Source organism: Brevibacterium sp. AGC70 (assembly GCF_057334195.1).
The window spans coordinates 19,698-25,677 of record NZ_JBHFIH010000011.1 but is presented as its reverse complement, the minus strand read 5'-3'; the positions used below and the strand labels follow the sequence as shown (position 1 = coordinate 25,677).

At 61.4% G+C, this 5,980-nt stretch carries 5 protein-coding genes; all 5 read right to left on the bottom strand.

Features of this window, described 5'->3' with window-relative positions:
- Positions 1-23 precede the first annotated feature (23 nt).
- Entirely contained in the window at positions 24-1,532 is a 1,509-nt protein-coding gene (locus tag ACE03M_RS08445) for an APC family permease (RefSeq protein ID WP_485933535.1), read from the bottom strand.
- 360 nt (positions 1,533-1,892) lie between these two features.
- Positions 1,893-2,648, bottom strand: a complete 756-nt coding sequence (locus ACE03M_RS08440) for an iron ABC transporter ATP-binding protein (protein ID WP_485933533.1) — start codon at positions 2,646-2,648, stop codon at positions 1,893-1,895.
- Positions 2,645-3,709, bottom strand: a complete 1,065-nt coding sequence (locus ACE03M_RS08435) for an iron chelate uptake ABC transporter family permease subunit (protein WP_485933531.1) — start codon at positions 3,707-3,709, stop codon at positions 2,645-2,647. The genes ACE03M_RS08440 and ACE03M_RS08435 overlap by 4 nt, the downstream gene beginning before the upstream one ends.
- An 8-nt stretch (positions 3,710-3,717) precedes the next feature.
- The gene (locus ACE03M_RS08430; protein WP_485933530.1) at positions 3,718-4,731 is read right to left on the bottom strand and encodes an ABC transporter permease; all 1,014 of its coding nucleotides are present in this window, start codon (positions 4,729-4,731) and stop codon (positions 3,718-3,720) included.
- A gap of 30 nt (positions 4,732-4,761) precedes the next feature.
- Entirely contained in the window at positions 4,762-5,754 is a 993-nt protein-coding gene (locus ACE03M_RS08425) for a siderophore ABC transporter substrate-binding protein (RefSeq protein WP_143923088.1), read from the bottom strand.
- Between the last annotated feature and the right edge of the window lie 226 nt (positions 5,755-5,980).

Below are 5,980 nucleotides of genomic sequence, written 5' to 3'. Positions count from 1 at the left end.
GGGGGGCTCGGCTCGTCTCTGACTCAGCTGCCTTGAGGCCGAGACTCGGCGCTGGGCACTGCCGACTGCACAGCGTCCCCGGCTGCGCCCCTGATCCCACTGCGACGCTCCGGATGAGCACCGAACAGATAGAGTGCCCCGACCAGGACCACACCCAGCGTCATGAGGGCGACGATCCAGGAGTCGTACCAGGGCACTCCGGCCACCGGCCAGGCGACGATGATCATCGCAAAGACCTGATAGACGAAGGCGGCGATCGAAATCAGCCAACCCCATCTGCCCATGGTGAACTCTCCGCTGGGCTTCCAGCCCTTCATACGAGCTCTCAGCGAGGCGAAGACCACCGACGAGAATGCCAGGTAGATGCCGAAGGAAGCGAAGGAGATGATCGCCAGCAGTGCATTCTCGCTCAGCAGTGAGATGAGAATGACGACGGCAGGGATGGCGCCGGACACAATGAGCGCGTAAGGAGGCACAGCACGGGTCGGGCTGAATTTGCGCAGGAACTTCGAGAACGGAAGCTGATCGTCCCGTCCCATCGAGTACATCAGGCGCGAGGCCGCGGCCTGCAGCGAGATCGTGCACGACAGGAAAGAGATGAGGACGATCGCCATGACGAACTTGAATCCGATCGGCCCGAACGCCTCCATGAAGATCGTCGTGATCGGATCGGGGATCGTTCCGTTGATGATGTCCTCAAAGCTGCCGACTGCCAGAATCAGCCCCAGGGCGATGAACATCGAGGCGAGGCCGCCCACGTAGATCGTCATCCGCATGGCCTTGGGAATGACCCGACCAGGGTTGCGGACCTCCTCGGCGACGTCGCCGTTGGCTTCGAAGCCGTAGTAGAGATAGATTCCCATGATCGCCGCACCGACGAAGGCGACGACGAACGGCGTCTGGTCCTGCATGTCCCCCGGGCGGAAGTCCTGGAACAACACAGTGAGATCATGCTTGCGCACCGTGAGAAGGAGCCAGACGCCTATGGCGGCCGTTGCGAAGATCTCGACGACGAAACCGACGAACGCGACATTGGCGAGGAACTTCGTTCCGCACAGGTTGGCAAGGGTGGCGAGGAAGATGATCAGCAGCGCCAGAAGCACATTGGCGATGGGTGACATCTCGATGCCCAGCAGAGCTCCCAGGAACGGACCCGCACCATAGGCGACTGAGGCGATGGTGACGTTGATGGCGATCATGTAGACCCAACCGCTCATCCACCCCCACTTCTTGCCCCATAGGTGTTTGTTCCACGGATAGATGCCACCGGCGATCGGGTACTGCGAGACCACTTCGCCGAAGACCGTGGCCACGAGCAGCTGACCGGCACCGGCGACGATGAGCATCCAGAAAGCCGGAGGTCCGGCCAGCGCCATAGAGGCCGCGAACGTGGCGTAGACGCCCACGACCGGAGAAAGATAGGTGAATCCGAGGGCGAGGTTGCCCCAGAATCCCATATCGCGTTTGAAGTCCCCGTCTGAGTGATGGCCGTCATTGGCCGTGCTGGGGACTGAAGTCGATTGAATATCCATGCTCCCGATTCCTTCGTTGGAGTCGAAGCTTGTCGGACCAGCATTCGTCCGCGCTGCGATTCGCGGAACGCCGTCTCGACAAAATTCGCCGAACTAAACCTTTACTACTGAGTCTTTAAAGCATTCATGGCACCGAATAGATTTGGTATCGGATGCCGCCATAGTCCCCAGAGCCCGCAAATGCCAGCTTTCCCCCTTGAAATACTAGGGCTCTGAGTTTCACTGTCGAGATAGGTCGACACCGACCCATCGTGATAACCAGTTGGAATACTATCAACTCTAGATGTTTAAGCCAATAGGCTCAGCCGAACTCCTCGTCGGCAGTTTCGCTGCACTTCAAGGCGAGTTGCCGACAGAGTTTCAGTAGTACACGGCCAGCCTGCCGCGCGGGCCGTCGATGACTTCGACAGGGGTGTCGAAGACGCGGGTGAGCACCTCGGCGGTCATGATCTCCGCAGGTGCCCCGAACTCGACGACCCTGCCGGTCTTCACGGCGCAGATGTGATCGGCATAGTGTCCGGCGAAGTTGATGTCGTGGAGGACGATGACGATGGTCCGCCCCATCTGCGTAGCGGCCCGACGCAGGTGCTGCATCATCTGCACGGAGTGCTTCATGTCCAGGTTGTTCAGGGGTTCGTCCAGCAGGACGTAGTCGGTGTCCTGAGCCAGCACCATGGCCACGTAGGCGCGCTGCCGCTGCCCGCCGGAGAGTTCGTCGATGAACCGGTCCTCGAGGTCGCTGAGTTCGAGGAAGTCGATGGCCTGGGAGATGATCTCCTCGTCGGCAGGCGTCAGGCGTCCCTTCGAATAGGGGAAACGGCCGAAGCCCACCAGCTGGCGGATCGTCAACCTGGTGATGAAGTGGTTCTCCTGGCGCAGGATGGACACGATCTTCGCCAGGTCCTTCGACTTCGTTGACGACACGTCATAACCGGCGACCTCGATCGCCCCCTCGTCGATGCCCAGCAGACGGCCGACCATCGTCAGCAGCGTTGACTTCCCGGCGCCGTTGGGTCCGACCAGCGCGGTGACTCCCCCGGCGGGGATATGCAGGTCGACAGGACCGATCTCGACGTCGCTGCTGTAGGACTTACGGACATCGTGCAGTGTGATCACAGGCGTCCCTTTCTCATGATGACGAAGAGGAATGCGCCTCCGCCGATGACCTCGATGATGATGGAGACGACGCCCTCGGCGTAGAACAGGTTCTTCATGATGAAGTACGCCCCGCCCAGGACGACGAACCCGAGGAGGCCGGCCATCGGCAGCACGCATCTGTGGTCGTAGGTGTCGGAGAACTGGTAGGCGAGCATCGCGACGAGGAAGCCGAGGAAGATCATCGGTCCGATCATCGACACGGACACTGCCATGAGGATCGAGACGAAGAACAGGATCTTCATCATCTCGACCTTGTGGTTGAGTCCCAGGTTGCTGGTCGTGTCCCTGCCGAGTGCGAGGACGTTGAGCCGGGAGGAGCTCAGGTAGATCGCAGCGCAGGCGAGGAGACACAACGGGATGGAGACAGGGAGATAGCTGGAGTCCGAGTTCGAGATCGAACCGAAGAGCCGTGCCGCGAGCACGTCGAATTCACTCGGCGTCAGTGTCCGCTGCATGAACGTCGCGATCGAGCCGAGTCCGCCGCCGATGACGACGCCGATGAGCAGCATGATCGCGATATTGCCGTAGCGGCCTGATAGCAGCCAGCCGTAGAGCGCGAGCGAGAGCCCCACCATGAGCAGCAGCTGCACGGTGAAAGGCACGAGCCCCTTGAGCTCGACGATCGCTGTGACCCCGAAGAAGTACATGGCCCCGGTTTGGATGGCAACGTACAGCGATTCGAAGCCCATGATCGACGGCGTGACGATCCGGTTGTTCGTCACCGTCTGGAACGCCACGGTCGCGAACGCCTGGCACAGTGCGACGACCGCGATGACGACGAGGTTCTTCATCCGCAGCTGCGCAATGAGCCAGAATCCCTCATCGGTGATCGGCATCGGGTTGTCCCAGGCCAGGAGGCCAAGAGCGATGGCCGCCGAGGCGACGATGAGCCCGGCCATGAGCGACCAGTACCGCCACTTGGATGTGGGCGTGGCCAAGGACCCGGAGGAGCGCCGAGGCGGTCCCGGGGTCCGCTGTATCCTCGCCGAGGTCGAGTGCTCTGTCGTCTCAGCAGACATGGCGCGCCTCATCCCCGCTTCCGCTGCCGTAGGAGGAGCCCGACGAACACCGCGGCGCCGACGACTCCGAGGATGACGGAGACCGGCAGTTCGAAGGGCATGATGATGACTCGGCCGATGAGGTCGCAGATCGTGACGATCGCAATGCCCGCCAAGCAGACCCAGGGCAGATTGCTGCGCAGGTCATCGCCGCGGATCATCGAGACGATATTGGGCACGATGAGGCCGAGGAACGGCAGGCTGCCGACCACCACCGTGACGACCCCAGTGGCGATGGCCACGAGGATGGTGCCGATGAGAATGACCTGGTTGTAGTTGAGACCGACATTCGTCGCGACCTCTTTGCCCAGACCGGCGACGGTGAAGCGGTCAGCGGTGATGAAGACCGCGACGACGACGATGACAACGACCCACAGGATCTCGTACTGGCCGCGCAGGATCGAAGTGAAGCTGCCGGCGAACCAGATGCCCAGGCTCTGGAGCATGTCAGTCTGGACCGCGATGAAGGTCGAGATCGCGCCCACCACCGCGCCGAGCATGATGCCGATGATGGGCACGATGAGCGATGACTTGAGGGAGACCCGGCGCAGGAACATGAAGAAGACCAGCGTGCCGATGAACGCGGCGATGATGGCCCCGATCATCCGCGCCAGGATCGAAGCGTCCGGGTAGACGATGACGGTGAGCATCAGCCCCAGCCCGGCCCATTCCGTGGTGCCGGTGGTCGTCGGTTCGACGAATCGGTTCTGCGTCAGCAGCTGCATGACCAGGCCGCACATGGCCATCGCCGCACCCGAGAGAACGAGGGCGATGGTGCGCGGCACGCGGGTGATCTGGAACATCTCGGCTCCCCTATCCCCGCCGAAGATGTCGTAGACGCCGGTGACGAGGGAAAGTACGAGAAGGAGCAGGACGCCGAGGACGCCCACTGCCAACTTCCAGCTCAGCAGCTGCCCCTTTGCCCCGGCAAGGCTCTTCCTCGCCGAGGTGACCTCGGCGAGACTATCGCGTGTACTCGTCATTCTCTCGATCTCAATTGCTGCTGGGAGGCGCTACTTCTGCTCTTCGAGCTTGTCGGCGAATGAGTTGAAGAACTCGGTGTAGGTCTGGATGCCTTCGTTGAGATAGGTGTCCTGCGGGAAGTACACGATCTTGTCGTCCTTGACCGCGGGCACATCCTTGAGCGCCTCTGACTTCTCGAGCACCTCGGCGGCGGGAGCCGATCCCTCATCGCGCTCTTCGGGGGCGAAGGAGGCGTCTCGGTCCAAGACGATCATGAGCTCGGGTTCGGAGTCGGCGATCGCCTCGACGGAGATGTCGTCTCCCTGGTGGTCCTCGCTGCTCGAGTCCACTTCGAGGGCAGGATCCAGACCGAGGATGTCGAAGACCGGCCCGACGGTGCGCCCGACGGAAGGAGCCGAGTAGCCGATGTCACCCGCCGAGGTGATGAGGCCCATGGCCTTGTCATTGCTGTCATAGGCGGCCTTGGCTCGCTTCACCGAGGCATCGTAGTCATCGACGATCTTCTTCGCTTCGTCCTGTTTGCCGAAGACCTCTCCCAAGGTTGTCGTCTGGCGTTTGAGTTCGGAGCCGAAGTCTTCGCCATCGCGCGGATCGAGTTCGAGCACGGTGGCCTCGGGTGCCAGCTTCGCAAGGTCGTCATGGAACTGCGCGAACCGCTGGCCATTGATGATGAGGTCCGGCTTGGCCTCGACGACCTTCTCAAGGTCAGGCTCGCGGTGGGATCCGAGATCGAGGACGGAGTCGTCCTTCGTGTAGCTGAGGCCCTCGGGCATCAGAGAGACCGCGCCGGCACTGAGTTCGATGCCCCAGGTGTCAAGAGTCTCGAAAGTGCGGTTGTCTGTGGCCACCACAGAGGAAGGAGGGCTCGCCACGCTCTGCGCTCCGTTGTTGTCCTCGATGTCGATGGTGCTGCCGGAAGCGGCATCGGCACCGGTGTCATCGGCGGCAGCTTGACCGCAGCCGGTCAGAGCAAGTGCAACGACGCCGGCCAGAGCGGTGAAACGAAGGCGAGACGAACCCATGGTGATCTACTTCCTGCAAAAGTCATTGATGTCAGATGAACACGAACCGTGAATTAGCTTAGCCTAAGCTTCACGCAATACGTGAGCGTAATCTATCGTTATTCATCTCACATTGACAGCGGAAGTAGTCAGTCAGATCGAGGCGATGAGGCGTCGCACTTCGTCTTCGGACTCCGCAGCGGCAGTGGGACCACCCGATCCACCGCGGTACACAAAGGCACTGGAC